The organism is Paraburkholderia franconis (assembly GCF_009362735.1).
GTDB classification, from domain to species: Bacteria; Pseudomonadota; Gammaproteobacteria; order Burkholderiales; family Burkholderiaceae; genus Paraburkholderia; species Paraburkholderia franconis.
Genome location: NZ_WHNP01000255.1, coordinates 1 through 671 on the forward strand (window position 1 = coordinate 1; position 671 = coordinate 671).

Consider the following 671-nt stretch of genomic DNA (forward strand, 5'->3'; position numbering starts at 1 on the left):
TGCCGAACGGATACGGAACAGGCGTCTTGAAGCCGAACACCGAGATCGTGCCGACGGGGGTGAAGACGAGTTGCGACATCGTCTGGCTCGGCGTGGGCGTCACCTGAAACACGCCTTGCTGCGACTTGTGACCGCCGAAGGTCGCGACGAAGCTGTCGGTGAACCTGTCAAAGTCATCGGGCGCGACGTAGACGTGCGTGGTGTCGTATTGCGGCCCGACAGAGAGCTGCGAAGCCGCCGCCGGTTTGGCCAATGCAACGGACGCAGCGGACGATGCAACAAGACCGACGGCAACAAGCGTCGTCACAATCAGGGAACGGAGGTTACGCATGATGGTGAAGGTCCTTTAAGGTTTTTATTGAACACCGGCATGGCCGGAAGAATGCTGGACGCCGGCGAGGCATGTCGCCATGACAAGCGCGGCGATGAGTCCAAGGTGTTCGAAGAAGGCGTTCAGCGCAAAGAAGTGCGCATCGCCCGTCAGGTTCCAGAAGTCGTTCGCGACGAACATCGCCACGGCCGTCAATGCGCCCAGCGCGCCCGCGCCCAGCCACACGAAGCGATTGGCGATCACGCACGCCGAGCCGCCAAGCTCGACGACGATCGTGAGCGCCGCCCACAACCATCCTGGGTGCAGCCCAAAATGTTCCTGTTCGAGCACAGCGCCATGA

Annotated in this window: 1 protein-coding gene and 1 pseudogene; both read right to left on the reverse strand. The window is 61.5% G+C overall.

Features of this window, described 5'->3' with window-relative positions:
* Positions 1-331 (reverse strand): annotated as a pseudogene (locus GCT13_RS51700) (glyoxalase); the annotation flags it as partial.
* A gap of 24 nt (positions 332-355) precedes the next feature.
* On the reverse strand, positions 356-671 hold a 316-nt coding region (locus GCT13_RS51705), incomplete at its 5' end, for a DoxX family protein (protein WP_152768469.1).